The following is a 26,136-nucleotide window of genomic DNA, read 5'->3' as shown; positions in this document are numbered from 1 at the left end:
GAGGACCGGAGCGAGTGGGAGTCGAGCCATGAAGAACGCGATCATCGTCGGCGGAGCGTCGGGCATCGGTTGGGCATCGGCTCGGGCCCTCGCCGCCGACGGGTACCGGGTCGTCATCGCCGACCTCAACCTCGAGGGCGCCAGGAACCGGGCGGCGGAGCTGGGCGAACCGCACCGCGGCGAATTCGTCGACGTGGCCGACGAGGACTCCGTCGCAACGCTATTCGAGCAGACCGGCCCCGTCGACGCCGTGGTTAGCTGCGCCGGGTTCTCGACCATCGGCCTGATCGTCGACATGGCGGTCGAGCAATTCCGGTCCGTCATCGACGTCTGCCTCACCGGTGCGTTCATCGTCGCGAAGTACGCGGGCCGCCACCTCGTAGACGGCGGATCGCTGGTGTCGATCTCATCGCTCAACGGCCGCCAGCCCGCCGTCGGCATGGTGGCCTACTGCTCTGCGAAGGCGGGTCTCTCGATGCTGACTCAGGTGGCGGCACTCGAACTCGCACCGCGCGGCATCCGAGTGAACGCCGTCGCTCCCGGCTTCGTGCACACCCCCCTCACCGAGGGCGCCGCCATGGTCCCGGGCGTGGTCGAGGAGTACGTGGAGAACACGCCACTGGGCCGGGCAGGCACGGCCGAGGACGTCGCCGAGGCCGTGCTGTACCTGACCAAGGCGGCGTGGCTGACCGGTGAGGTACTCGACCTCAACGGCGGTGCCCACATGATGCGCTACCCCGACATCATGGGTCACATCATGAAACTGTCTGCGCAATAAGCGCATTGCCGTGGCCATGAATACGGAGTTCACCCAGACGCAGAAGCGGGCCCTGGCGGTCGCGACCGTCCTCGCCCTCGTCTTCGCCGCGTACTTCCTGCGCGGCTTCTTCATGCTGATCGTCGTGGCTGCCGTCGCGACCTATCTGTTCAATCCCCTGTTCGACCTATTCCTCCGTCGCTTCGGCCGGGGCCTCTCGGTGACGTTCACGCTCCTGGCCGCGCTCTTCGCGGTGATCATCCCGTTGAGCCTGCTCGTCCTGCTCGCGGTGGTGCAGATCAGCGCAATGGTCCGCAGCATCTCGGCCTGGGCGTCGCGGACCGACCTGAGCTCGCTCGGCGATCGGGCGCTGGCGTTCGTCAACGACACGGTCGACAGGATCCCGTTCCTCGCCGACGTCAACGTGACGCCGGAACTGTTGCAGGAGCGGATGAGTACCGTCGCCCAAAGCGCCGGCGAGTGGGCGCTGGGGTTCCTGCAGGGCGCCGTGGGCGGGCTCGCCGGTGGCCTCACCGCGGCCGTCCTCTTCATCTACGTGTTCATCTCGCTACTGACCAACCGCGAACGCGTGCAATTCCTCATCCGAAAGCTCAATCCGCTGGGCGAGGACGTCACCGACCTCTATCTCGAGAAGATGGGGGCGATGGTGCGCGGCGCGGTCTTCGGTCAGTTCGTCATCGCGCTCGCCCAGGGCTTCGCGGGCGCGATCTCGATCTACCTGGGCGGCTTTCACGAGGGATTCTTCATCTTCGCGATCCTGCTGTCGGCGATGTCGGTGATACCGCTCGGCGGCGGAGTCATCAGCATCCCGTTCGGCGTCGGAATGATGCTGTTCGGCAACGTCTTCGGTGGCATCTTCGTCATCGCCTGGCATCTCATCGTCGTCACCAACATCGACAACGTGCTGCGTCCGATCCTGATCCCCCGGGCGGCGCGCCTTGATTCCGCGTTGATGCTGTTGGCCGTGTTCGCAGGCATCACGATGTTCGGGTTCCTGGGCATCATCATCGGCCCGGTGCTGATGATCGTGATCGTCACGACCGTCAGCGTCTATCTCGCGGTCTTCAAGGACGTCCCGATCGACGACCCCGACGACCCCGACGACGAGGACGACGAGCCGAAGGCGCCGGGCCGCATCGCCACACTGATCACCAAGGCCCGGGAACGACTTTGGGCTCGACGCGACGAAGCACGTCGGCGCGCGCAGGAGGCTACGGCGTCGCGAACAACCGCTCGGTGACTATGTCGCGGCAAGCCGCTCGGTGAGGAACTCGACGACTCGCTTGCGCGCCTCGTAGGCCGGATGGCCGTCGACTTCGCGGACCTCCAGCGTGAGCACCGAATGGGCCATCTTGCCAAAGCCGTACGGGTTGCCCTTCTTCGAGTTGATCTCGATTACCTCGAAGGCGTCACCGAGTCGCGCCTTCAGCGTCGTGAAGCGGGCGCCGGGTGACATCGGATCCTCACTGAATCGCAGACCGAGTGCACACAGGCCGTCTTCGGCCGCCCGACGTTCGACGATCTTCAGCTCTTCCTCGGACAGCCCAGGGTCGGCCTTCTGCTTGGCCGTCAGACCGATGGGCAGCGACGGCTGGCTGAGCACCGGCGCCAGCACGCTGTCGTCGACGGCGGCGGCCAGCGCGAAGCCACCGCTCCAGCACTCGCCGATGACGCCGACACCCTTACCCGGTGTCCGCTCGTTGAGGTCACGGGCCAGCGCGCGCAGATAGTGGGCGATCGGGCGGTCGGCATTGGTGGCGAACGCGGCGAATTCCTTTGCCACGCAACCTCGCACCATCACCGGCACCGCACCCGGCCTGATTCCCGGCTTTCCGGGCGTGCCGTACAGCGACGGCGCCGCGACGGTGAACCCGTTGTCCACCAGGTGATTACCGAGCGCCAGGACGCCGGGATGGAGTCCGGGCATCTCGGGGATGAGCACCACGCCGGGGCCTTCGCCCTTGCGGTACACGTCATAGGTCAATCCCTCGGCGGTGAAGGGCGCGGCAGCCCATCCGGTCAGGTCGGCTTCTGGTCCGGGCATCGTGGCTCCTAGCGGACGGGCAACGGCGGCTGCGACTGCGTGGCCGCTGCCAGCGTACGGTACTCGTCAGTACCCGCGGGCCCCGTCACGGCGATCTGCGCCGGACCCGTCGGCCCCTTGAGCCGCGTCGTCCAGACCGGCTGGGAGTCCTCGCCACCCTCGTAGACGATCCACCGCACGCCGTTGACGTCCTGCGTGCCCGTCGGGGCCAGGTCGTTGTCGATGTACCTGACGAGGCTCGGCTCGTCGGCGTCGCTCTGGATCAGGCTGATGAACATGCCCGTCGGCGCGAGGAACCCCGTACGGGAGACCACGGCGCGAGCCGGCTTACCCGCTGCATCGGTCCGGCCGCCGTCGATGCTGGCCCGCGAGCCCGAGTTGGCCCGCCAGCCTTCGGGCAGCCGCGGCATGCGGATGGAAATCTCGAGCGCGTCGGCGTCGGCCTGCAACGCCGCCGAGGTGTCGTACGGCAGGACCGGCGCCTGACCTGGCCCGTTGGGCGCGAACGAACACATTCCCAGCACGCCTGCGAGCACGATGCACACCAGTACGAGCGGCGCCATGGACCAGAACATGTCGCGGCCGTCCTGCAACAGCCGCGACTTGGCCGGCTTCGGCTCCGGAGCCGCCTGGGGTGTGGTCACATTGCCAGTATCCCAGCTCCCAAACGCAGAACCACTAATGGGAGAATCTGCAGCCATGACGCCTTCTGACGATCTTCGTGCAAGCGGCTCATCCTCACCCGATGGTCTTCGCGCAAGCGGCTCATCCTCCCGACGCGAAGCCCCCGATCGCAACCTCGCACTCGAGTTGGTGCGCGTCACCGAGGCGGGTGCGATGGCGGCAGGTCGCTGGGTCGGCCGCGGCGACAAGGAGGGCGGTGACGGAGCGGCCGTCGACGCCATGCGCGAGCTGGTCAACTCCGTGTCGATGCGTGGCGTCGTGGTGATCGGCGAGGGCGAGAAGGACAACGCCCCCATGCTCTACAACGGCGAGGAGGTCGGCAACGGCGACGGGCCGGACTGCGACTTCGCCGTCGATCCGGTCGACGGAACGACGCTGATGGCCAAGGGCATGCCGAACGCCATCGCCGTGCTCGCGGTGGCCGAACGCGGCGCGATGTTCGACCCGTCGGCGGTGTTCTACATGAACAAGATCGCCGTGGGACCGGACTGCGTCGACGTTCTCGACATCACCGCACCGATCGGGGAGAACATCCGCCGCGTCGCCAAGGTGCGCAAGTCCTCGGTCGCCGACATCACGGTGTGCGTGCTCGACCGGCCCCGGCACAACCAGCTCATGGCCGACGTCCGCGATGCCGGCGCCCGAATCCGGCTGATCTCCGACGGTGACGTGGCGGGTGCCATCGCGGCCTGTCGCCCCGGTTCGGGCACCGACATGCTGGCGGGCATCGGCGGCACGCCGGAGGGCATCATCACCGCCGCGGCCATCCGCTGCATGGGCGGTGCCATCCAGGCCGTGCTCGCGCCCACCGACGACGCCGAACGCCAGAAGGCGCTCGACGCCGGACACGACCTCGACAAGGTGCTGCACACCGAGGATCTGGTGTCGGGCGAGAACGTGTTCTTCTCCGCCACCGGCGTGACCGACGGCGACCTGCTGCAAGGCGTTCGCTACTTCGGCGGCGGCTGCACGACGCAGTCGATCGTCATGCGCAGCAAGTCCGGAACGGTCCGGATGATCGAGGCCTATCACCGGCTGACGAAGCTCAACGAGTACTCCGCAGTGGACTTCACGGGTGACGTGACCGCCGCGTACCCGTTGCCGTAGACCCCGCTACACCCCTCACACCACCGAAGAACAGGGAGCAGATGTCCGCCGACAGCGCAGTCGAAGCCGAATACCGCATCGAGCACGACACCATGGGTGAGGTCCGCGTGCCGATTGCCGCGCTGTGGCGGGCCCAGACCCAGCGGGCCGTCGAGAACTTCCCGATCTCTTTCCGGCCGTTGGAGCGCACGCAGATTCGTGCCCTGGGCCTGTTGAAGGGCGCCTGTGCCCAGGTGAACAAGGATCTCGGCCTGCTGGCACCGGAGAATGCCGATGCGATCATCGCCGCGGCCGCCGAGATCGCCGACGGGCTGCACGACGACCAGTTCCCCATCGACGTCTTCCAGACCGGCTCGGGCACCAGCTCCAACATGAACGCCAACGAGGTGATCGCGTCGATCGCCAAGGCCAACGGCGTCGAGGTGCATCCCAACGACCACGTCAACATGTCGCAGAGCTCCAACGACACGTTCCCGACGGCCACTCACATCGCCGCGACGGAAGCCGCTGTGCGTCATCTGATTCCGGCCCTCGAGGTGCTGCACGAATCTCTCGGCAACAAGGCAAGGCAGTGGCGCACCGTCGTCAAGTCCGGTCGTACGCACCTGATGGACGCCGTGCCGGTGACACTGGGCCAGGAGTTCGGTGGGTACGCCCGTCAGATAGAGGCCGGGATCGAGCGCGTCAAGGCGACCCTGCCCCGGCTTGGCGAGTTGGCCATCGGCGGCACCGCCGTCGGCACCGGCCTGAACGCGCCCGACGGTTTCGGAGCGAAGGTCGTCGACGTCCTGGTCGAGCGCACGGGTATCGCCGAATTGCGTACCGCAGCCGACTCATTCGAGGCGCAGGCGGCGCGCGACGGTCTCGTCGAGGCGTCCGGCGCCCTCAAGACCATTGCCGTTTCGCTGACCAAGATCGCCAACGACGTCCGCTGGATGGGGTCCGGACCGCTCACCGGTCTCGGCGAACTGCAGCTGCCGGACCTGCAGCCGGGCAGCTCGATCATGCCGGGCAAGGTCAATCCCGTTCTCCCCGAGGCGGTAACGCAGGTCGCCGCGCAGGTGATCGGCAACGACGCTGCCGTCACCGTCGGCGGCCTGTCGGGCGCCTTTGAGCTGAACGTGTACATCCCGATGATGGCGCGCAACGTGCTCGAGTCGTTCACGCTGCTGTCGAACGTCTCGAAGCTGTTCGCCGAGAGGTGCATCGACGGCCTGATCGCCAACGAGGCGCACCTGCGTGAGCTGGCCGAGTCCTCGCCGTCGATCGTGACGCCACTCAACTCTGCGATCGGTTACGAGGAGGCCGCCAAGGTCGCCAAGGAAGCCCTCAAGGAGCGCAAGACGATTCGGCAGACGGTGCTCGACCGTGGCCTCATCGGCGACAAGCTGTCGGAGGAGGAGCTGGACAGGCGCCTCGACGTGCTGAAGATGGCGAAGGTCAAGGACGGCGACTAGCGCCCCTCCCCTCCCCCGCCCACCGCGCGAGCAGACATAAAGGGCCCTGAATCTTCCGGATTCAGGGCCCTTTACGTCTGCTCGGCGGAGTGGGTGCGGTCCCCCGCCCCCGCGAGCATCCACCTGATCCCGGGCCACGCCGTGAGGCTGTGCACCACCAAGCTCAGCGAGACGGTTACGGCGACGACCTGGACGATCAACGCTTCCTGCTCGATCTGGCCGCGCTCGACGACGAGCAGGCCGAGGACGAGCGTGCCGATGCCCCGAGGCCCGAACCAACCGATGAACATCCGCTCGCGCGCGGGCAGATCGCTGCGGACGAGGGCCACCGACACCGCGATGAGCCGCACCGCGAACAGCGCGACGATGGCGAAGACCACCACCCGCCAGTTCGCGTCACGCCAGCCGACCACCACCGCGTAGGCACCGAACATCGCGAACACCATCAGCTCGAGAAGCTGCCCGGCGGCGTCGGACACGTGGGTGTCCGGACGCGAACCCGCGCGCCGGGCGGCGAACGCGAACGCGAGACCGCCCGCGAAGGCCGCCACGAAACCGCTGCCGTGCAACATCTCTCCCACTTGGAAGCACACCAGCGCAGCGGCGAGTGTGGCGAGCTGAGCCCAGGTGTCGCTCATCCAACCGTGTTCCCGCGATCTGCCGATCACCCAACCGCTGGCCGCGCCGATGACGAGGCCGACGAGCACGGACACCACCTCGGTGCGCAGGAAGAACGCGCCCCAGTTCAGCGCGGCGTCCTTGCGTTCGGACGCCAGCGCCAGCGCCGCCAAGAGCGCTGCCAGGGCGAAGCCGTCGTAGAAGCCACTCTCGGCGGACAGCGCATGGCGAATCCGTTCGGGGATGCGCTCGTTGTCGAGTAATGCGTCGATGAGCGCCACCTCGGTGGGCGCCACGATCGCGGCGAGGCACACCGCCTCCCACACCGGCATCACGGGGAACAGCAGCAGCGCGGTCACCACACCGAGGCCGATGGCCAGCGGGATGCCGACGACCAGCAGCCGGAACGTCACCTCGCGGCGCCGCACCACCGCCGAGACGTCGAGGTCGGCGGCCTGGTTGAACAGGATCACCGTCAGTGCCAGCTGGGCCAGCACCGTGAACGTCGACGTGCTCGGGTCACCCTCGAGCACGTTGAAGCCGAACGGCCCCAACGCCATTCCGATCGCGACGAAGATCAGCGCGGGCGCCAGGTACCACTGCTTGACCAGCCCCGAGACGACCGAATAACACAACACCAACAGCGTCAGGACGAACGCGGTGTCCGTCGTCACGGCGTGCCGTCACGCCCCATTGTTGGGACCACCGGAGTTCTGGTCCGGGATGTCGGTGATCGGAAGATTGGGCATCGGCGGAGGCGACGGGGTGTTCGGCAGCGACGGGATGTCGGCGGGCGGAATGTCGAGGAGTTGGTTGGCCGGCGGACCGTTGTCTCGGGTGCCATACGTGGTGCCCGGCGCCCGCGGCCCGAGCATCTGCGTCACGGTCACCATGTGATACCCGTTGGCCTTCAACACCGGAAGGAACTGCTCGACCAGATCGACGGTCGACGAGTACGTGTCGTGGAACAACACCACGGAGTTCGGCTTGATCTGGGTCATCAGCATGTAGCGGGTGGCAGCCGTGTTGGCGTCGTTGGCCCAGTCGAACGGGATGACGTCCCAGTTGATGTCGGCCAACCCCTGGTTGCCTGCCTCGGCAAGCACCCGCTCGTCGATCAGACCGCCGGCGGTGCGCACCAAGGTGGGACGCTGACCCGTCGCCGCCTCGATTGCATCGCTGGCCTTGCTGAACTGCGCGGCGATGTCCTCGGGCGGGATCGTCGTCATGTTGGGGTGTTCCCAGGTGTGGCTGCCCAGCTCCATGCCCGCCTCGACCACGCGCTTGGCACCCGCGGGGTTGGCCGCGACCTTGTTGCCGATCTGGAAGAACGTCGCCTTCGCGTCGTTGTCCTTCAAGACCTGCAGCAAGCGGTCGGTGTATGGGCTCGGTCCGTCGTCGAACGTCAGCGCCACGCACCTGACCACTGCACAGTCGACGTCCTCGGCCGCTTCGGCGGGAGTGGTGATCCGGACGTGTCCGGTCAAGCCGCCCACGACGACGATGACAACGCCCGCACAGACGCCGATGACGACGCGCCAGTACGTCCAGGACGAGTGTGGCCGCTTACGCACGGACGGAGTTTACCGACCGAACCTGGCGGTCACCCGTTCACGGCAGCGCGCCGGGGCTGAATTCCTCCAACATCTCGGTGACCAGCGCGGCGATCGGCGACCGCTCGCTGCGCAGCAGCGTGATGTGGGCGAACAGCGGGTGTCCCTTCAGCTTCTCGATGACGGCTGCGACACCGTCGTGCCTGCCGACGCGCAGGTTGTCGCGCTGGGCGACGTCATGGGTGAGGACCACCCGCGAGCCGGCACCCAACCGCGACAGCACGGTCAGCAGGACGTTGCGTTCCAGCGATTGCGCCTCGTCCACGATCACGAACGAATCGTGCAGGGAGCGACCGCGGATGTGGGTCAGCGGCAACACCTCGAGCATGCCGCGGGCGTGCACCTCGTCCAGCACGGCGGGACTGGCGAGCCCCTCCAGGGTGTCGAAGACGGCTTGCGCCCAGGGCCCCATCTTCTCGCTCTCGCTACCCGGCAGATAGCCCAGATCCTGGCCGCCGACGGCGTACAGCGGCCGGAAGACGACGACCTTGCGCTGCGTGCGGCGCTCCAGCACGGCCTCGAGACCGGCACACAGCGCGAGTGCCGACTTTCCGGTGCCCGCCTTGCCGCCGAGCGAGACGATGCCCACCGACTCGTCGAGCAGGAGATCGAGTGCCACGCGTTGTTCGGCTGACCTTCCCCGGAGGCCGAACACCTCGCGATCACCACGGACCAACTGCACCCGCTTCTCGGCGTTGACCCGACCCAGGGCGTGCGAGTTGCCGCCCAGAAGCCGAACACCGGTGTGGCACGGCAGGTTTCGGGCTTCCTCGAGGTCGATCTCGCCGTCGGCGAACAGCGCGTCGATCTCGTCGGCGGCGACGTCGACCTCGGCCATCCCCGTCCAGCCCGACGTCACGACGTCTTGGGCGTGGTACTCGTCGGCGGGCAGCCCGACCGCACCCGCCTTGACGCGGAGCGGGATGTCCTTGCTGACCAGGGTGACGAGCTTGCCCTCGGCGGCGAGGTTGGCCGCACAAGTGAGGATCCGCGCGTCGTTGGTGCCGGTGCGGAAGCCAGCGGGAAGCACCGTCGGATCGCTGTGGTTGAGCTCGATCTGCAGCGTGCCGCCTTGGGTGCCAATGGGAATGGGGAGATCGAGACGTCCGTGTTCGAGGCGCAGATCGTCGAACATCCGCAGTGCCTGCCGCGCGAACCAGCCCAGCTCGTGATGGTGTCGTTTGGCTTCTAGTTCGCTGATGACCACGAGCGGGACGACCACCTCGTGTTCGGCGAAGCGGCTGCACGCCCAGGGATCGGACAGCAACACAGAGGTGTCCAACACATAGGTCCGAACGGACGAATCGGTCACGTGGCGCTCCTAGGTCCGTGCGGCACCGCACGAACTCCCTCGGCGGAATACCGCGGTACCAGGACCGGGGCCGGCCCCCTCTTCGTCGAAACGACGGGTACCGCCCGGATAGCAGAGCATGTCAGCCATCGAAAACGACGCTACCCCCGTCGCGAGGATTGCGCCGCGCAGGCGCGCCGTGGCCGAGATGTGACCACTCGGTTAACTACTGAGCGGCGAACTCCGCCAATGCGGGAGTGTCCGCGACACCCCAGGCCGCGAGGCGATCGGAGATCACCTTCCGCAGCGCGGCGTCGTCGAAGATGCCCGCCTCGGCCACGACTCGGACCTTGTCCTGATAGGCGTCGATGTCAGCGCCGACCGGCTCGAGGGCGGTGGCGCGGCTGGTGATCGCGGCGATCGTCTCGTCCCGCTGCGTGGTCAGGCAGTGCGCGACGAGGTTGGCGAAGAACTCCTCGTGACGTTCCTCGTCCTTGGCGATGCGGCCGACCATCTTCTGCAGCACCGGCTCGGGGATCTGCGTCGCGAGGTTACGGCAGAACACGGCGTGGGCGCGCTCGAAGAACGCCATGAACACCAGCGTCTCGATCTGCGATAACGAGTCGGCGCGGTAACCCTTCATCACGTGCTCGACGCGGACGTCCTCGTTGGCCGCCGGATCGATCTCGCGGGTGACCACCAGGTAGTTGCGCAGCGCGACGGCGTGGAGATGCTCCTCGGCGGTCCAGCGACCCAGCCAGCGACCCCACTTGTCGTCGAGGATGAAGTGCTCGACGAGCTCGCGGTGGTACCCGGCGAGGTTGTCCTTCGTGATGAGCAGGATCTCGAGGGCATCGGTGACGGGCTTGGGAAGCGTGACCGACGACGGGTCCCAGTCCTTGCCGCCGAGGAAGGCGAAGTTCTCGCCCTTCTCGAACGGCACGTAGTCGTGGGCGTACCACAGCTCCTCGGTCGCGATGTGGCGCGACAGATTCTGCTCTACGACCGGTTCCAGCTCCAGGGTCAGCGCGTTGGCTACGGGCTTGTCTGCCATGAAACTAACTGTAACCTCTGGACACACGTTCCTTGAAATCGGGGGGAACGGCGTGTCGTTCCCGTGCGCTGGGCTACAGCGTCAGGCCCGGGTACAGCGGGTTCGCGGCGAGCAGCTCGTTCGACGCCGCCAGCACGCGGTCGGTGGTGCCGTCGGCCACGACGTACTTCGCCTTCGAGGACCCGTCGGGCTGGGTGTTCTTCAGCACGTCGACGACGAGTTCGGACACGCGGTCGAAGTCGTCGGGACCGAAGCCGCGGGTGGTCAGCGCCGGGGTGCCGAAGCGGATTCCGCTCGTGTACCAGGCCCCGTTCGGGTCGGCGGGAATCGAATTGCGGTTGGTGACGACGCCGGCGTCGAGCAGCGCGGACTCCGCCTGCCGGCCGGTGAGTCCGAACGACGTGACGTCGAGCAGCACGATGTGGTTGTCGGTGCCGCCGGTGACCAGGCGGGCCCCGCGCCGGAGGAACCCGTCGGCCAGCGCCTTCGCGTTGTCGGCGATGCGCTGCGCGTACTCCTGGAACGACGGCTGGCGAGCCTCGGCGAACGCGACGGCCTTGGCCGCCATGACGTGCGCCATGGGGCCGCCGAGCACCATCGGACAACCCTTGTCGACCGCGGCCGAGTACTCCTCGGTCGCCAGCACCAGGCCGCCGCGCGGGCCGCGCAGTGACTTGTGCGTCGTCGTAGTGGTGACGTGCGCAAACGGCACCGGATCCTCGTCGCCGGTGAACACCTTGCCCGCGACCAGGCCGGCGAAGTGGGCCATGTCGACCATGAAGGTGGCGCCGACCTCATCGGCGATCTCGCGCATCTTCGCGAAGTTCACCCGGCGCGGGTACGCGGAGTAACCGGCGACGAGGATGAGCGGCTTGAACTCGCGCGCGGCGGCAGCGACCTTGGCGTAGTCGAGCAAGCCCGTCTCCGGATCGGTGCCGTAGCTGCGCTGGTGGAACATCTTGCCGGAGATGTTGGGCCGGAAGCCGTGGGTCAGGTGACCGCCCGCGTCGAGCGACATGCCCATCAGCCGCTGGTTGCCGAGCTTGGCGCGCAGCTTCTCCCAGTCCGCCTCGGACAGGTCGTTGACGTTCTTCGCGCCGAGTTCGGCGAGCTCGGGGGCCTCGATCCGGGTGGCCAGAATCGCCCAGAACGCGACGAGGTTGGCGTCGATCCCGGAGTGCGGCTGCGCGTAGGCGTAGGGGGCTCCGAATAGCTCGCGGGCGTGCTCGGCGGCCAGCGACTCGACGGTGTCGACGTTCTGGCACGCGGCGTAGAAGCGGTGGCCGATGGTGCCTTCGGCGTACTTGTCGGAGAACCACGTCCCCATGGTCAGCAGCACGGCCGGTGACGCGTAGTTCTCGCTGGCGATCAGCTTCAGCGAATCGCGTTGGTCGGCAAGCTCTTTGCGGGTCGCGTCGGCGATGCGCGGTTCGACGGATTCGATGACCTTCAGGGCGGCGGCGTAGGCGGCGCTCGCCGTCTCGGCATACTCGGCACCGAGTGCGGGAGCAGGGTTGGTCACGGCGTCAGCGGTCATGGTGCCCAGGGTAATCTGCGCCGCCACCCACCTGCTCACGGATACCGCCGCGAGTGTGCGAACTCATCCGCTGCAAGCGGCGCGTCGCGGATGAAATCGCACAGTCGGCGGCTACCGTCACGCGCGCAAAGCCGATGGCACCAGTGGCTCGTCGAGCAACCTTCCGAACCGTTCGGTCAGCGACATCTCCGCCGGGCGCGCATCGAGCCAACCGCGCAACAGTCGGTAACCCTCGACGTAGGTGCTGGTGTAGGCCCGCCACAGCGGCGACGACAGGAACCGCAGCGACTGACGGGCCCGCGCCTCGGTGGTGAGCTGCCAGCGCTGGAGGTAGGCGGCGACCTCGTCGACGTCGCGGTGCTCGTCGTGCAGCATCAGGGCCGCGTCCTGCCGGACGTCGGCCAGCGCTGCCGCGGCCTGCGAGACGGCCACCGCGCGTTCCCCGTCGAAGCGCAGGCCGAGGTCGGCGTAGATCTCCGCCGCCCAGGCGCCCCAATTCGGCCCGATCGCCGCGTACAGCGCCAGATCGGCCAGCCCCTCGGCCATCAGGCACTGAGGGGTGTTCACCAGGAAGATCGTCTGCTCGGTCTGGCCATCGCGGTGCACGAGGCCGGCCTCCTTGCGGCAGTGCTCGGTGTGATGACCGGGATACGACTCGTGGGCGACCAGCCGCGGCAGGCCCGACATCTGCTGCTTGAGGTCGGCGTTGACGGCCACCGTCGACCTGAAGTCGCCCTCGTAGTAATTGAAGCCCGACCATGGCTTGTCTGTGACGATCTCGTAGTTGATCGTCTCCGAGTCCGGCAGCGCGAAGTCGGCGCGGACCCGGTCGCGCAGGGCGCTCGAGAATGCGTGGATGCACTCCTCGAGCCGCTCCGGTGGAATCTCCTCGCCACTGCGGTAGGCCTGCATCCGGTCGGCCAAGTCGCCCGTGCCGCCGAGCGAATCGTCGAGCTTGCGGTGTGCCTCGCGGTAGGTGTCGGGATCACCCTTGACGATGTCGACGTCGAAGTAGTCGTGCACCTCCTGGACGAAGCCGACGTCCTCGCCCGCGAACTTGCGGCCGGCGCATGCCAGCGCCCGCAGGTGTGCCGCGACGTAGTCCGATCGCTGGGCATCCAGCCCGTCGACGCCGGGCAGTTCGGCGATCAGCCGGTCCGCCTGTCTCGCGAGGTCGGCGGGGTCCGGGGCAGGCTCGGCCGCGACGACGGCCCGCAGCGCCGGGTCCCCGGTGAACGAGTCGACGTAACCCTCCTCGACCCGGTCGAACCTCAGACCGAGAAGCAGATACTCGCGAATGACGGCGGTGGCGTCCATCCCCTTGTCCATGGCGTCAACCGTAGGTGCAAGACTGCATGCATGGCGCGGACGAGCGAGCCGAGTCCTTACGTCGAGTTCGACCGCAGTCAGTGGCGTTCATTGCGCATGTCGACCCCGTTGAAGCTGACCGAGGACGAACTCCTGGGTCTGCGCGGCCTCGGCGAGCAACTCGATCTCCTGGAGGTCGAGGAGGTCTACCTCCCGCTGGCGCGGTTGATCCACCTTCAGGTCGCCGCCCGTCAGCGACTCTTCGCCACCACGGCCGAATTCCTTGGCGAGCCGCATCAGAACCCCGACCGTCCGGTGCCGTTCGTGATCGGCGTCGCGGGCAGCGTCGCGGTCGGGAAGTCGACCACGGCCCGCGTCCTGCAGGCACTGCTGGCCCGCTGGGAGCATCACCCCCGCGTCGATCTCGTCACCACCGACGGCTTCCTCTATTCGAACGCGGAGTTGTTGCGTCGAAACCTGATGCACCGCAAGGGTTTTCCGGAGAGCTACGACCGCCGCGCACTGATGCGATTCGTGACGGCGGTGAAGTCGGGATCGGATCAGGTGTGCGCGCCGGTCTACTCGCATCTGTTGTACGACATCGTGCCCGGCGAGAACATGGTCACCAAGCACCCGGACATCCTCATCCTCGAGGGCCTCAACGTGTTGCAGACCGGCCCGGCGCTGATGGTGTCGGACCTCTTCGACTTCTCGGTCTACGTCGACGCCCGCATCGAGGACATCGAGGGCTGGTACGTCTCACGCTTCCTGGCGATGCGGGCCGGCGCCTTCGCCGACCCGCAGTCGCACTTCCATCACTACTCGACGCTGACCGACGAGCAGGCCGTGTTCGCGGCCCGCGACATCTGGCACTCGATCAACCGGCCGAATCTGATCGACAACATCCTGCCGACGCGGCCGCGCGCCACCCTGGTGCTGCGCAAGGATTCCGACCATTCGATCAACCGGCTCCGCCTGCGCAAGCTCTAGCTCATCCGGCGCACGCCGAGATACTGCAGGTCCGCCATCACCAGTGTGAAGACGCCGCACGCCAGCGTCAGCACGATCCCGACGGTCGTCAGCGGCCAGATGCCCGCGACGACCGCCGCGACGGCAGCCAGCGTGAAGACGGCGTTGGCCAGGGCGATGACGATGCCGATCGTGCGGACGTGCGCCATCCGTGACAAGCCGTACACGGCGATCCCGTAGGCAACGAAGAAGGCGGCCAGCGAATACTCGAACGCCGATGTGGTGCCCGACATCTCGGCGATCCGGGGAGCCAGCGCGAGCCCCCCGACGCCGACGATGCCACTGACCACGGCGTCGAGCCGCAGCGCGAATCGCAGGAATGCGTCCTTGGGGGCGGTGCGGGTGGCAGAAACGTTGACAGTGGTCACGAGACCTTCCTTCCTGGTGGGGTTTTCGAAGGGGCGGTGTGGGTCGCTCGCCGTAACCTCTTGCGTCGGGCGACCACGCACCGGTTCTCCAGGGAGTCACGCCAGGCGGCGCACTCCGAGGTATTGGACGTACGCCACGCAGAGAGTGGCGGCGACGACGGCGAGCATCATGGCGACACCCGCATCGGTGAGCGGGAGGACCCCGGCCACAACGACCGCGATGGCGATGACTGCGAACACCACGTTGGCGACGACGACGCCGACCCCGATGTGACGGACGAACGGTGCCGCAGCCATCACGTACAGGGCCACCCCGTAGGCGGCGAGTGCGGCGCCCGCGATCCACTCCGATTCGGCGGAGAGACCCGACAGTCGAGACAGCGGGTCGGCGGCCATCGCCACGAGCAGTCCGAGACCCGCGCACACAGTGGCGTCGGTGCGCATGGCGAAGCGCAACAGCGAGTCCGAACTGTCGGACAGCGGGCGGGTCGTGATCGTGGCGGTCATGGCGGGCTCCTCGTCGTTGAGGTCGTGGTCGAACACCAACGACACTGCTCGACAAGCACTGCCAGATCGACGCCGATCGCTGCCAATCACTGCCAGCGGCAGCTCAGGACGGTTGGCGGGCTGCCGTCACCGGCGTGCCGCGGAGGTCCGCCGCGATGACGCGGGCGGCCGCGTTCTGCCAGTTGTGCAGCGAGCGCTGCGGCACCTCGGTGACGAACCACTGCCACGCCTGCTTGGCGACGGGATCGAGCCCTGCGGCCGTCGCATTCTGGGCGTAGGCCCGCACCCCGACGACGTAGGGGAAGTACAGCGAGTTGTAGTGGCGCCACTGCTCGGTGACGCCGAAGTCGCCGCTCTCGCGGGGCCTCAACGCCGCGATGCGGTCGCCGAGCAGCGCCCTGAGCTCATTGGCCCGTTCCAGCGGCTGATCGGGCGCCCCGCGGCGGGCCAGCCTCTCGTCGACGAGGGGCAGCGCCGTCAGCGGGCTGGCGACGAGCTTGGACAGGTCGCCGTAATGCCCGAGCGCCCGACGCGTCAGCCGGACGAACGTCTCGTCGTCGACGTCGTCGAGGGGGTTGGCCGACCGCAGTGGCAGCGCGGCCTCGGTGCGACGCAGCGTCGCGCGGTCGGCCCGCAGCCGCGGCGAGTTGGAGAACGCAAGCCGGTCCAGCAGGCCCGCCAGCGGGTCCGCCATGACGTTGATGCCGATGGCGACGGCGAGGCTGGTGAACAGCAGCACCGACAGCGCGGCGCGTTCGTCGGTGATCGCCATGCCGACCAGCACCTGACCACCGAAGAGCACCGCGACGACAACGCTGCCGGCGAAGGATCGCAACATGTCGGCGCGCAGCGCCTGCCCCTCGTCGAACGAATCCCACAGCGCGACCGCCACCCCGAGCAGCAGCACGTCGAAACCGGTGGACGCCAACGCAAGCCAGCTCGGGACCAGCCCCAGCGGGATCACCACGATGGCGTTGCCGAGCGCGAAGAACAGGGTGGCGACCACCGCGACACCAGTCACCGAATGGGGCCTGCGATCGCCGGTCAGCGCCTTGGCCATGGCCCCGAGGGTCGCCAGCGAGATCACCGCGAACATCACCCAGTGGCCGGCGCGAAGCGGGCCGTCGACCGACCCCGCCATCGCAGCGCCCGCCAAGGCCAGCGCTGCGACGACCACGACGAGCAGCAGCTCGCCGGCCCGGCTACGCCACGTGTCGCCGGGCCGCGAGAGCTCCAGCAGCACCGCGAACCACGCCACCCCGGGGACGACGACGAGGTATACCTCGACCCGGCTGAGCGTGTCCGCGAGCGACGGAGCCAGGTGGCGGACGGCATCGAGGGCCACCACCGCGGCGAAACTGGTCAACCCGATTGCGGCGAGCAGCAGCACGTGCTTTCGGGGATCGCGCGCCAGCAGGTACAGCCCGAGCCACCAGCTCAAGGCGAACACCACTGCGGACATCGCAGCCATGTGTTCAGTGTTCCATGCGGGCTAGCTGCCGTAGCGCCGATCGCGCAGCGTGTAGTCGCGCAGGGCACGCAGGAAGTCCACCCGGCGGAAGGCGGGCCAGTGCGCTTCGGTGAACCACATCTCCGAATACGCGCTCTGCCACAGCAGGAAACCCGAGAGCCGTTGTTCGCCCGAGGTCCTGATCACCAGATCCGGGTCGGGTTGCCCGGATGTGTAGAGATTCTCGGAGATGGCGTCGACCGTGACCGATTCGACGAGCTGCTCGGCCGTCGCCCCGTTGGCGAGTTCCTTGCTCAGCAGGGCACGCACGGCGTCGGCGATCTCCTGCCGTCCGCCGTATCCCACCGCCACGTTGACGTGGAAGGCTCCCGCAGGCGTGGTGCCGACAGTGCTCTCGACGGCGTCGCGCAGGCGTCGCGCCGACTCCTCGCCGAGCAGCTCCAGGTCGCCGACCGTCCGCACGCTCCAATGGTTGACGGGCGCGCAGATCTCCTCGACGACGTCGGTGATGATGCCGATGAGCGATGCCAGCTCGACGGGGTCGCGTTGCAGGTTCTCGGTCGACAGGAGATACACCGTCGCCATCTCGACGCCGGCTTCCTGACACCAGCGGAGCATCTCGGCGATCTTCGCGGCACCCATCAGGTAGCCGTAGCTCACGTCTGCGTGACCCTCGTCACGGGCCCAGCGCCGGTTGCCGTCGCACAGCACCGCGATGTGCCTCGGCAGTTGGGATTTCGATCGCGCCAACTGGTGACGCAGCCGCGCTTCGTAGACCCGGTAGGCCGGTTCCTTCAGTCGCGGGGGAATGAGTTCCACGAGGATCAAGACTACTGTGGCGTTGGGCGGAACCCATGCCAGATAGCGGAGGCGACATGGCTACTTCGATTGAAACGACGGACTCGGATCCGCCGGACGCCACGCGCCAAGACGCAGAAGATCTGCCGGAGGCGGTGGCGCAGTACTTCGGTCGGCCACGCGCCCGCGGCTGGATTCATCTCTACTCGGCGCTGGTCGCCGCCGTGGCGGGGACGGCCCTGGTGTCGGTGTCGTGGGCGCTGGTCGGCACCCGCGCGGGACTGGCCACGCTGCTGTACGCGTTCACCATCGTCGCGATGTTCGCGGTCAGCGCCACCTATCACCGCGTGACCTGGACGTCGCCGGACGCCCGGAAGTGGATGAAGCGCCTCGACCACTCGATGATCTTCGTCTTCATCGCAGGCAGCTACACACCGTTTGCATTGCTGGCGCTGCCGGCGAATCAGGGCATGATGTTGTTCTGGATCGTCTGGGGCGGCGCACTGGCGGGCGTGCTGTTGAAGATGTGCTGGCCCTCGGCGCCGGCTTGGGTCGGGGTACCGCTGTATCTGCTGCTCGGGTGGGTGGCAGCGTTCTTCATCGTGCCGATCATGCATGGCGCCGGGGTGGCGGCGCTGGTGCTGCTGATCGTTGGCGGGGCGCTGTACAGCGTCGGCGGCGTGCTCTACGCGCTCAAGTGGCCCAACCCGTGGCCGACGACCTTCGGGCACCACGAATTCTTCCATGCCTGCACGGCCGCCGCGGCGCTATGCCACTACATCGCGATGTGGTTCGCGGTCTTCAGCACCTAGCCCCAGGCGATTTCGGCGCGCATACGTTCGCTCAGCGACGGTGTGCGCGCCAAAACCGCCTTGGGTGGAACCGCTGACGAGTTGCACACGTCAATTCCTTCGTGCTCGCCAACCACTTACGCGATAGCGACGGCGTCATCACCCTGGCCCAGGCCCGCCGTGCGGGGCTCAGCGATCAGGCCGTTCGCCGGCGGGTGCGGCAGGGCCGCTGGCGCCGGTGCGCACCACGCGTCTACTTCGTGGACGACCGTCCGTTCACCGACGCCTCGCGAATCCGGGCGGCGGTGTGGGGTCACGGTGAGGACGCCGTAGCTAGCGGTCTGGCCGCCGCGTGGTGGCTCGGAGTCACGAAGTTCGCACCCGACGTCGTCGAGGTGACGGTGCCCCGCAACAGCCACGGTCGTTGCCACACCGGATCCCGCGTACGACGGCGCGACCTCGAGACGGCAGACGTCGTCGAGCGGCGCCGCCTACGCGTGACCGCTGTCGAACTGACCGTCCTCGAGGCCGCCGTACGACGGGGAGGCGGGCCCAAGCTGATGGACTCCGCGCTGCAGCGGCACGTAGACCTGACGTCGCTGTGGACCGCGCACCTCCGCAATAAGGGACGGTATGGATCGCCCGCCGCCCGCCAACTGTTGCAGGCCGCGGAGGACGGTGCGCGCTCGGCTGCGGAGCGGCTGCTGCTCCGGCTGCTCGTGGACGCGGGCATCACGGGTTGGCTACCCAACCATCCGGTGGCCGGCTACGTCGTCGACTTCGCTTTCCCCGCAACCCAAATCGCACTGGAGACCGATGGCCTGGCATTCCACAGCGATTCAGACGACTTCCACCGCGATCGAGTGCGCCAGAACGCCATCACCCTGGCGGGGTGGCTGGTGCTCCGCTTCACGTGGTTGGACCTGACGGAGTATCCGGAGCGGGTCATCGCCGAGATCCGCCGCGCGATCTCGGCGCGCTAACCGTCGCTGAGCGAACGTTTACGCGCCGAAATCGCTAGGACTGGCTAGGACTGGCTGATGTTGTCCGGGCCCCAGTAGGCCTTCATCGAGGTGATGTGCCCCTCGCTGTCGAACGACATGGTGCTAATGATCTCGATGCGGATCTTGCCGCCCTCTCCGAGATCGATCGTCAAGGCCCAGAAGAACGCCGCCTCGTGGCCGAGCGCCCGCAGCGTCGACACTTCCGTCTCCGCCTTGCCGTTCAGGGCGTTGGCGTAGAAGCCGTGGATGGCCTGGCGACCGATGTGCACCTCGCCGCCGACCGGGTCCTCGACGGTCGCATCGTCGGTGTACAACTCCGCGATGTCGTCGACGCGGCCGTCGGCGACGAGCTCCAGGTAGCGGTGGACGGTCTGCGTGATCAGCTCGGCGCTCGGCATGAGCGGCACGCTACACGGCGCCACTCAGGGCGGCAGCGAGATCTCCGGCGGTCGTGACCGGCAGGTCACACACGTGGCCACGGCACACGTACGCCGCGTCACGCCCACCCACCAGATCGCGCCCGCTCAGCAACTCCGAGGAATCGACTGCTCCCCCGACGACGATCGCCCCACCCGGCGCGAGAACCCTTGCCGCCGTTAACAACTCCGAATCAGGGTCCGTACACGACACGGCGATCTGGATGGGCCCACGGACGGCGGCCTCCGCGACGGCCAGCCAGTGACCGCCCGAGCGTGGCAGCTTCAGCAGGATCGGCGTCGCCGAGGCCAGTGACGCCGCGGCGGCCGCGGAGTAGGCAGCAGCCCGATCGGCCGGCGCCAGATGCGCACCGAGCGTCAGCGCCTCGGTGATCAACGCCGCACCCGACGGGGTGGCGCCGTCGATCGGGTCCGACGGACGCACCATCAGCTGCTCGGCATCGTCCGCGGTATCGAACCAGCGACCGTCTCGATCGGGATCGGCGAAGTGCTCGAGGGCGATGTCGAGCAGCCCGGTCGCCGTCGTCAACCACTCCTCGTCGCCGGTCGACTGGTACAGCGTCAGCAGCGCGGTCGCCAGCGCGGCATGGTCCTCGAGGATGGCCGCACTGTCGCCGACCCGGCCGCCGAGGCTCGCGCGCCGCAGCCGGCCGTCGACGACGTGCAGGTCGACGATCGAGCGCGCGCAATGCGTTGCGGCGATGAGCAATTCAGGCCGACCGACGGCGACGGCTGCCTCGGCGAGCGCGGTGATTGCGAACCCGTTCCAGGCGGTCACCACCTTGTCGTCGCGCCCGGGCTGCGGTCGCTCGAGCCGGGCGGCCAACAACGCGGTGCGCACCCGGTCGAAGCGCATCCGCGAGTCGGGGTCGACGGGCAGTTGCAGCACCGAGGCGCCGGACTCGAACGTCCCGGTGTCGGTGACCGCGAAGAGTCCTGCCGCCCAGGCACCGTCGTCATCGCCCAGCACCTCGCGCAGCTGTGCGGGGGTCCACGCGTAGGTGAGCCCCTCGATGCCGTCGGCATCGGCGTCCAGCGACGAGGTGAACATGTCACCGTCGCCGAGATCGCGCAGCAGGAAGTCGGCGGTCTCATCAGTCACCTTGCGCGCCAACGCTTCTCCGGAGCGACGGGCCCAGTGGGCGTACACCCGCAACAACAGGGCGTTGTCGTAGAGCATCTTCTCGAAGTGCGGCACCACCCACGAATCGTCGACGCTGTAGCGCGCGAAGCCGCCCGCGAGTTGGTCGTAGATCCCGCCGCGGGCCATGGCGCCGCACGTCCGCTTCACGGTCGCGAGCACCGCGTCGGCACCCGTGCGTTCGTGGTTCCGCAGTAGGGCCTCCAGCAGCGCGGACGGCGGAAACTTCGGTGCACGACCGAATCCCCCGCGGGTGACGTCCTCGTCCCCGAGCACGCCCGCGACCGCGTGGTCGCACACCGCGGGTTCCAGCGCGGGCCCACCACCGGGCAGGCCGGCCGCCATCGACCGCAGCTCGCCGGCGATGTCGTCGGACGCCTGCTCGACCTCGGCACGGCGGTGACGCCACGTGTCGACGACGGCGTCCATCAATTGAAGGAAGCCAGTCTTCGGGTAGTACGTGCCGCAGAAGAACGGTCGCCCGTCCGGGGTCAGGAAGCACGTCATCGGCCAGCCGCCCTGCCCGGTCAGCGCGACCGTGGCGTTCATGTAGACGGCGTCGAGATCGGGGCGCTCCTCGCGGTCGACCTTGATGCAGACGAAGCCATCGTTCATCGCCGCCGCGACGTCGTCGTCGGCGAAGCACTCGTGCGCCATCACGTGGCACCAGTGGCAGGCCGCGTACCCGATCGACAGCAGGATGGGCACATCGCGGGCGGCGGCCTCGGCGAGCGCCTCCGGCGTCCACTGCTGCCAGTGCACCGGGTTGTCGGCGTGCTGGCGCAGGTAGGGGCTGGTGGCCGCGCCCAGGGTGTTAGCCGCCACCGTCCGGACGCCCACCGGTGGCCAGGCCCGGGTCACCAGGCTCACCGACGGTGCCGTCGTCGACGGCTTGGTCGGGCTCGGGGTGCTCGGGGTCGAACGAGTCGGGAAGTCGTTTGAGGTGCTTGTTCATCGACCACACCAGCAGGAACGTGCCGATCAGGAGGACCACCACGACGACGAGGCCGAACGGGCTGGCCTTGCCGAAGTCGGGTCCGGTGTCGCGCGGCGCCTCGTCGGCGAGCAGGCCGGCGAGCACGAGGAACGTGTCGGTCACGAGTCGATCCCGGCGAACAGGTCGTCCTCGGGCAGCGTCACGGGCACGCGGGAACGGGCGAGTTCGAACTCCTCGGTGGGCCACAGCCGCTGCTGCCACTCCATCGGCGTCGTGAAGAAGAAGCTCTTCGGATCGATCTGCGTTGCGTGCGCACGAAGCGCGTCGTCCCGCTGGGCGAAGTACTTCGAGCACTCGACGCTGGTGGTGATCCGCGAGGCGACGACGTCGAGCTCCGGATCCCAGTCCTTGAGCCACTTCTCGAACGGACCCACCTCGCCGTGTTTGGCGAACTCGTCCTGGAACAGCTGCATCCGCTTCCGCAGGAACCCGTGGTTGTAATACAGCTTCGACACGGTCCACGGCTGGCCGGCGTCCGGGAACAGCCGGTAGTCGCCCGCCGCCTCGTACGCGGCCATCGAGACCTCATGGCAACGGATGTGGTCGGGGTGCGGGTAGCCGCCGTTCTCGTCGTAGGTGGTCAGCACGTGCGGTCTGAACGCGCGGATCGACCGGACCAGCCGCTCGGTCGCCTCGGCAAGCGGCACCAGCGCGAAGCATCCCTCGGGAAGCGGCGGCAGCGGGTCACCCTCCGGCAGCCCGGAGTCGACGAACCCGAGCCATTCCTGCTCGACGCCGAGGATCTCGGCGGCCCGGGCCATCTCGTCGATCCGGATCTCGTGGATCCGGCCGTGCACCTCGGGCAGGTCCATCGCCGGGTTGAGGATGTCGCCCCGCTCGCCACCGGTCAGCGTCACGACCTTCACGCGGACGCCCTCGTCGACGTAACGCGCCATCGTGGCCGCGCCCTTGCTCGACTCGTCGTCGGGGTGGGCGTGGACCGCCATCAAACGCAGTTCGCTCACGTATGCCTTACCTGGTCGCTTCAGCCATGGTCGTCACGGTTCAACCACTTCGGATGCCCCTATAGTTCCAGTCCTAGCCGAACCATCCGAACTCAGACCCACGCAGGCCTTCCCCAGGACGGACTTTCCCCACTCGTGATCGAGCGCCCCACCTCCCGCTACGGGCAGCAGCGGCTGAGCCGCCGCGCCCGCCGGCGGCTGGCGGTGGTCCTCACGGTCGCCATCGTGGCGGCCGCCGTGACGCTCGCGCTGGTGGCCTACCAGCGACTGGGCACCAGCGAGGTCAAGGGTGAGCTCGGCGGCTACGAACTGGTCGACACCGACACGGTTCGGGTCACGATCAGCGTTACCCGCGGGGACCCGTCGCGTCCGGTGGTGTGCATCATCCGCGCCCGGTCGGTCGACGGCGCCGAAGTGGGGCGCCGCGAGCTCCTCGTCCCGCCCTCGACCGCGGACACCGTGCAGGTGACGGCGCTGGTGGAGGCGACCCGACAGCCGGTCGTCGGCGACGTCTACGGCTGCGGCACCGACGTGCCGAGTTACCTCGTAGCGCCCTGACGAAGTTTGACCGAGGGTCCCGTCGGGCAACTAGCCGGAGAACTCCGAACAGCCAATACATGAAAACCGGTCGTCCTCGCGGTGCTAGACTGGACCACGTACACGGTTCCTGACGGAGCCGTGTATTGCTGCTTTAATGCGCTCCTCAGCGCTTGCGACCGCGGCAATACGAACGACTTTCCCGCTGACAACGCGAGACGAAGACAGGAGCGTGACGACATGACCGATACCCAGGTCACCTGGCTGACCGAAGAGGCATTCGACCGGCTGAAGGCCGAACTCGACCAGCTCATCGCCAACCGCCCGATCATCGCGGCCGAGATCAACGACCGTCGCGAAGAGGGCGATCTCCGCGAAAACGGCGGCTACCACCAGGCCCGCGAGGACCAGGGTCAGCAAGAGGCCCGGATCCGCCAGCTCCAGGAGTTGCTGAACAACGCCAAGGTCGGCGAGGCCCCCAAGCAGTCCGGCGTGGCGCTCCCCGGCTCGGTCGTCAAGGTCAAGTTCATCGACGGCGGAGACACCGAGACGTTCCTGATCGGGACGCGCCAGGAGGGCGTGACCGACGGCAAGCTCGAGGTCTATTCCCCCAAGTCCCCACTCGGCGGCGCGATCATCGACGCCAAGGTCGGCGACAAGCGCTCGTACGTGGTGCCCAACGGCAGCACCGTCGAGGTCGAGCTCATCAGCGCGGAGCCCTACCACTCGTAGCGGGTGACGGGGCCGGGTGCTCTACGGTCCGTGCATGGCGCAGATCGCCGAAGACCTCTTCCTCCTCCTGCTGGACAACGCGTCGGCCCGACCGGCTCTCGACCGCGACCGGCGGCAACGCGTGCTCGCGGCCGCCACCCTGCTCGACCTGGCGTACGCCTGTCGAGTCCGGCCGTCGGCGCCGGGTGACGCGGTCGCCCCGGGTCGACTCGTCGCCCTGATCGGCAGCGGCCCGATGGATGCCGTCGTCGAACCTGCGTTTCGATTGCTCGCGCAGCAACCGCTAACACCGGCTCTTGCGGTCGCAAAGGTCGGCAAGGACGTCCAGGAGAACCTGGCCGTGCGCCTGGAGCGGTTGGGGCTGATCAGTCGGGTGCGGCTTCCGGCGAAGCGGTTCACACCGGTCTACGCCTGGCCGCTGCTCCATCGCGATCGGGTGGCGTCGGCCCGCACCGATCTGCTGGCGGCGCTGTTCGACCGGCGTCCGCCCACGCCCGCGACGGCGGCCATCGTCACGGTGCTGCACGCCGCGGACGGCCTCGGCGTCCTGCTGAGCCTCAACGACCGCGGCTGGCGGTGGGTGCACTCCCGGGCCACCGAGATCGCCAGCGGAAGCTGGGTCGACGAATACTCGACGGGGCTGCCCGAGATCAACCTCGCGGTGACCGCGTCCGCGCTGCGCTCAACGCTGGGCTAGGGCCTGTTCCAGATCGCCGAGCAGGTCGGCGACGTCCTCGATGCCGACGGACAGCCGGACCAGGTCATCGGGCACTTCGAGCTGGGAACCCGCAGTCGAGGCGTGCGTCATGGCGCCGGGATGCTCGATCAGCGACTCCACGCCTCCCAGCGACTCGGCGAGGATGAAGATCTCCGTCCGCGCGCACAGTCGCTTGGCGGCATCCCGACCGTCCTTGAGCCGGGCTGAGACCATCCCCCCGAAGCCGGACATCTGGCGCGCGGCGACGGCGTGGCCGGGGTGGCTGGGCAGGCCCGGGTAGAGCACCGCCTCGATCGCGGGATGCTCGGCCAGGAACTCGGCCACCTTGGCCCCGTTCTCGCTGTGCCGCTGCATGCGCAGCGACAGGGTCTTTAGGCCGCGGTAGGTCAGATAGGCGTCGAATGGACCCGGTACCGCGCCCGCGCCGTTCTGCAGGAAGGCGAAGGCGTCGTCGAGTGCCTCGTCGTTGGTGAGGAGTGCGCCACCGACGACGTCGGAGTGCCCGCCGATGTACTTCGTCGTCGAGTGCAACACGATGTCGGCTCCCAGGGCCAGCGGCTGCTGCAGGGCTGGGGACGCAAAGGTGTTGTCCACCAATACCTTCGACTCGGTTGCCGATGCCACCTCGACGATCGCGGCGATGTCGGCGATCGACAGCAGCGGGTTGGTCGGCGTCTCGACCCAGATCAGCTTCGTGTGGGGGGTCACCGCCGCGCGGACCGCGTCGAGATCGGACAACGCGACGGGAGTGTGCGTGATGCCCCACTGCGTGAAGACCTTGTCGATCAACCGGAAGGTGCCGCCATACGCGTCGTCGGGGATGACGACGTGATCGCCGGGGCGCAGGAGCGCGCGCAACGCGCAGTCGGTCGCGGCCATGCCCGAACTGAACGCCCGTCCGAACGTCGCGCCCTCGACGGCTGCCAGCGCCGCCTCCAGCGCCGTGCGGGTCGGGTTTCCGGTGCGGGCGTACTCGTACCCGCCGCGGAGACCACCGACGCCGTCCTGCGCGAACGTGGAGCTCGCATAGATGGGCGCGTTGACCGCGCCCGTGGCCGGATCGGGCCGGTAGCCGGCGTGGATGGCCTTGGTTGCGGGCCCGTAGGCGCGGTACGCATCTGCCTTGGAACGCTGCTCACTCATCGTCGTT

At 68.0% G+C, this 26,136-nt stretch carries 27 protein-coding genes; 10 read left to right on the top strand and 17 right to left on the bottom strand.

The window, feature by feature from the left end; genetic code table 11:
• Positions 1-28 precede the first annotated feature (28 nt).
• Both QUE68_RS06290 and QUE68_RS06285 read left to right on the top strand, forming a co-directional pair.
• The gene (locus QUE68_RS06290; RefSeq protein ID WP_284225097.1) at positions 29-778 is read left to right on the top strand and encodes an SDR family NAD(P)-dependent oxidoreductase; all 750 of its coding nucleotides are present in this window, start codon (positions 29-31) and stop codon (positions 776-778) included.
• 16 nt (positions 779-794) lie between these two features.
• Complete coding sequence (locus QUE68_RS06285; protein ID WP_284234685.1) at positions 795-2,018, top strand: AI-2E family transporter; 1,224 nt, start codon at positions 795-797, stop codon at positions 2,016-2,018.
• Here QUE68_RS06285 and QUE68_RS06280 read toward each other — a convergent pair whose 3' ends face one another.
• Both QUE68_RS06280 and QUE68_RS06275 read right to left on the bottom strand, forming a co-directional pair.
• Positions 2,019-2,822: a dienelactone hydrolase family protein gene (locus QUE68_RS06280; protein ID WP_284225096.1), complete on the bottom strand. Its 804-nt coding sequence runs from the start codon at positions 2,820-2,822 to the stop codon at positions 2,019-2,021.
• An 8-nt stretch (positions 2,823-2,830) separates the two neighbouring features.
• Positions 2,831-3,523 (bottom strand): DUF4245 domain-containing protein, encoded by a 693-nt coding sequence (locus QUE68_RS06275; protein WP_454786428.1) that lies wholly within the window; start codon positions 3,521-3,523, stop codon positions 2,831-2,833.
• Between QUE68_RS06275 and glpX the strand changes: the two genes are divergently transcribed.
• Both glpX and QUE68_RS06265 read left to right on the top strand, forming a co-directional pair.
• Positions 3,522-4,613: a class II fructose-bisphosphatase gene (gene glpX, locus QUE68_RS06270; RefSeq protein ID WP_284225094.1), complete on the top strand. Its 1,092-nt coding sequence runs from the start codon at positions 3,522-3,524 to the stop codon at positions 4,611-4,613. The two genes, QUE68_RS06275 and glpX, sit on opposite strands and share 2 nt — an antisense overlap.
• A 41-nt stretch (positions 4,614-4,654) precedes the next feature.
• On the top strand, positions 4,655-6,070 hold the full coding sequence (locus QUE68_RS06265) for a class II fumarate hydratase (protein WP_284233173.1): 1,416 nt from the start codon (positions 4,655-4,657) through the stop codon (positions 6,068-6,070).
• Positions 6,071-6,141: 71 nt separating this feature from the next.
• On the opposite strand, the gene QUE68_RS06260 is transcribed toward QUE68_RS06265, so the two are convergent.
• From QUE68_RS06260 to QUE68_RS06235, 6 genes are all read right to left on the bottom strand, one after another.
• Complete coding sequence (locus QUE68_RS06260; RefSeq protein WP_284233171.1) at positions 6,142-7,362, bottom strand: cation:proton antiporter; 1,221 nt, start codon at positions 7,360-7,362, stop codon at positions 6,142-6,144.
• Between the two features lie 9 nt (positions 7,363-7,371).
• Positions 7,372-8,262, bottom strand: coding sequence for a polysaccharide deacetylase family protein (locus QUE68_RS06255; protein ID WP_284233169.1), 891 nt, complete (start codon positions 8,260-8,262; stop codon positions 7,372-7,374).
• 37 nt (positions 8,263-8,299) lie between these two features.
• A complete protein-coding gene (locus QUE68_RS06250) occupies positions 8,300-9,613 on the bottom strand; it encodes a PhoH family protein (RefSeq protein WP_284233167.1) in 1,314 nt (437 codons plus the stop codon).
• Between the two features lie 205 nt (positions 9,614-9,818).
• Positions 9,819-10,646 carry an acyl-ACP desaturase gene (locus QUE68_RS06245; protein ID WP_284233163.1) on the bottom strand — a complete coding sequence of 276 codons (828 nt, stop codon included), beginning with the start codon at positions 10,644-10,646 and terminating at the stop codon, positions 9,819-9,821.
• A 73-nt stretch (positions 10,647-10,719) separates the two neighbouring features.
• Positions 10,720-12,183, bottom strand: coding sequence for a glycine hydroxymethyltransferase (locus QUE68_RS06240; RefSeq protein WP_284225088.1), 1,464 nt, complete (start codon positions 12,181-12,183; stop codon positions 10,720-10,722).
• A 117-nt stretch (positions 12,184-12,300) separates the two neighbouring features.
• Complete coding sequence (locus QUE68_RS06235) at positions 12,301-13,512, bottom strand: DUF885 domain-containing protein (protein WP_284233161.1); 1,212 nt, start codon at positions 13,510-13,512, stop codon at positions 12,301-12,303.
• Positions 13,513-13,542: 30 nt separating this feature from the next.
• Between QUE68_RS06235 and coaA the strand changes: the two genes are divergently transcribed.
• Positions 13,543-14,481 (top strand): type I pantothenate kinase, encoded by a 939-nt coding sequence (coaA, locus tag QUE68_RS06230; protein ID WP_284225086.1) that lies wholly within the window; start codon positions 13,543-13,545, stop codon positions 14,479-14,481.
• Here the strand turns inward: coaA and QUE68_RS06225 are convergent.
• From QUE68_RS06225 to QUE68_RS06210, 4 genes are all read right to left on the bottom strand, one after another.
• The gene (locus QUE68_RS06225; protein WP_284233160.1) at positions 14,478-14,888 is read right to left on the bottom strand and encodes a hypothetical protein; all 411 of its coding nucleotides are present in this window, start codon (positions 14,886-14,888) and stop codon (positions 14,478-14,480) included. The two genes, coaA and QUE68_RS06225, sit on opposite strands and share 4 nt — an antisense overlap.
• Before the next feature lie 96 nt (positions 14,889-14,984).
• Entirely contained in the window at positions 14,985-15,395 is a 411-nt protein-coding gene (locus QUE68_RS06220) for a hypothetical protein (protein WP_284233159.1), read from the bottom strand.
• A gap of 103 nt (positions 15,396-15,498) precedes the next feature.
• A complete protein-coding gene (locus QUE68_RS06215) occupies positions 15,499-16,866 on the bottom strand; it encodes a hypothetical protein (RefSeq protein WP_284233158.1) in 1,368 nt (455 codons plus the stop codon).
• A gap of 21 nt (positions 16,867-16,887) precedes the next feature.
• The gene (locus tag QUE68_RS06210) at positions 16,888-17,685 is read right to left on the bottom strand and encodes a (2Z,6E)-farnesyl diphosphate synthase (protein WP_284225083.1); all 798 of its coding nucleotides are present in this window, start codon (positions 17,683-17,685) and stop codon (positions 16,888-16,890) included.
• A 56-nt stretch (positions 17,686-17,741) separates the two neighbouring features.
• On the opposite strand from QUE68_RS06210, the gene trhA reads away from it, so the two are divergent.
• Both trhA and QUE68_RS06200 read left to right on the top strand, forming a co-directional pair.
• Complete coding sequence (gene trhA, locus QUE68_RS06205; protein ID WP_284225082.1) at positions 17,742-18,476, top strand: PAQR family membrane homeostasis protein TrhA; 735 nt, start codon at positions 17,742-17,744, stop codon at positions 18,474-18,476.
• 101 nt (positions 18,477-18,577) lie between these two features.
• The gene (locus tag QUE68_RS06200; RefSeq protein ID WP_286275300.1) at positions 18,578-19,438 is read left to right on the top strand and encodes a DUF559 domain-containing protein; all 861 of its coding nucleotides are present in this window, start codon (positions 18,578-18,580) and stop codon (positions 19,436-19,438) included.
• Positions 19,439-19,482: 44 nt separating this feature from the next.
• On the opposite strand, the gene QUE68_RS06195 is transcribed toward QUE68_RS06200, so the two are convergent.
• The 4 genes from QUE68_RS06195 to mca are packed head-to-tail and all read right to left on the bottom strand — an operon-like array spanning position 19,483 to position 22,999.
• Positions 19,483-19,857 (bottom strand): nuclear transport factor 2 family protein, encoded by a 375-nt coding sequence (locus QUE68_RS06195; protein WP_284225080.1) that lies wholly within the window; start codon positions 19,855-19,857, stop codon positions 19,483-19,485.
• A 10-nt stretch (positions 19,858-19,867) separates the two neighbouring features.
• Positions 19,868-21,898: a thioredoxin domain-containing protein gene (locus tag QUE68_RS06190; protein ID WP_286275299.1), complete on the bottom strand. Its 2,031-nt coding sequence runs from the start codon at positions 21,896-21,898 to the stop codon at positions 19,868-19,870.
• Positions 21,852-22,136, bottom strand: coding sequence for a hypothetical protein (locus QUE68_RS06185; RefSeq protein ID WP_284225079.1), 285 nt, complete (start codon positions 22,134-22,136; stop codon positions 21,852-21,854). Before QUE68_RS06185 ends, QUE68_RS06190 begins: the two co-directional genes overlap by 47 nt.
• Positions 22,133-22,999 (bottom strand): mycothiol conjugate amidase Mca, encoded by an 867-nt coding sequence (gene mca, locus QUE68_RS06180; protein ID WP_284225078.1) that lies wholly within the window; start codon positions 22,997-22,999, stop codon positions 22,133-22,135. The genes QUE68_RS06185 and mca overlap by 4 nt, the downstream gene beginning before the upstream one ends.
• Before the next feature lie 135 nt (positions 23,000-23,134).
• Between mca and QUE68_RS06175 the strand changes: the two genes are divergently transcribed.
• The 3 genes from QUE68_RS06175 to QUE68_RS06165 all read left to right on the top strand — a co-directional run bounded on the left by QUE68_RS06175 (position 23,135) and on the right by QUE68_RS06165 (position 24,965).
• The gene (locus tag QUE68_RS06175) at positions 23,135-23,557 is read left to right on the top strand and encodes a DUF4307 domain-containing protein (protein WP_284225077.1); all 423 of its coding nucleotides are present in this window, start codon (positions 23,135-23,137) and stop codon (positions 23,555-23,557) included.
• Positions 23,558-23,776: 219 nt separating this feature from the next.
• Entirely contained in the window at positions 23,777-24,268 is a 492-nt protein-coding gene (gene greA, locus QUE68_RS06170) for a transcription elongation factor GreA (RefSeq protein ID WP_284225076.1), read from the top strand.
• A 34-nt stretch (positions 24,269-24,302) separates the two neighbouring features.
• A complete protein-coding gene (locus QUE68_RS06165) occupies positions 24,303-24,965 on the top strand; it encodes a GOLPH3/VPS74 family protein (protein WP_284225075.1) in 663 nt (220 codons plus the stop codon).
• On the opposite strand, the gene QUE68_RS06160 is transcribed toward QUE68_RS06165, so the two are convergent.
• Positions 24,951-26,129 carry a cystathionine gamma-synthase gene (locus QUE68_RS06160; protein ID WP_284225073.1) on the bottom strand — a complete coding sequence of 393 codons (1,179 nt, stop codon included), beginning with the start codon at positions 26,127-26,129 and terminating at the stop codon, positions 24,951-24,953. The two genes, QUE68_RS06165 and QUE68_RS06160, sit on opposite strands and share 15 nt — an antisense overlap.
• Positions 26,130-26,136: the final 7 nt, after the last annotated feature.

The sequence above is a fragment of the Mycolicibacterium sp. TUM20985 genome (genome assembly GCF_030295745.1).
Taxonomy (GTDB): domain Bacteria; phylum Actinomycetota; class Actinomycetes; order Mycobacteriales; family Mycobacteriaceae; genus Mycobacterium.
This window is presented reverse-complemented; position numbering and strand designations above follow the sequence as displayed.